This is a genomic window from Escherichia sp. AM3 (assembly GCF_032029835.1).
Taxonomy (GTDB): Bacteria; Pseudomonadota; Gammaproteobacteria; order Enterobacterales; family Enterobacteriaceae; genus Escherichia; species Escherichia coli.
The window spans coordinates 1-229 of sequence record NZ_JAVUPQ010001387.1; the positions used below are offsets into that span (position 1 = coordinate 1).

The window sequence follows — 229 nt, forward strand, 5'->3', positions numbered from 1 at the left end:
GTACGGCACCTTGCTGGAACTGGTGGCGGACGTTAACCTGGCGGTTCTGGAAAATAACCCACTTTTACATGAACAACTGGCAAACGCAGACGAACTGGCGCGCCTGAATGTTGAACGTCACGGTGCGATCCGCGTTGGCACCGCGCAGGAGCTTTCCACCCTGCGCCGGATCTTCGCCATTATGGGCATGTATCCGGTCAGCTATTACGATCTCTCCCAGGCGGGCGTG

At 57.6% G+C, this 229-nt stretch carries 1 protein-coding gene; it reads left to right on the forward strand.

Annotation, left to right across the window (positions count from 1 at the left end; genetic code table 11):
- The coding region (locus tag RTW80_RS31165) for a 2-oxoadipate dioxygenase/decarboxylase family protein (RefSeq protein WP_312722153.1) at positions 1–229 on the forward strand (229 nt) is incomplete at both ends.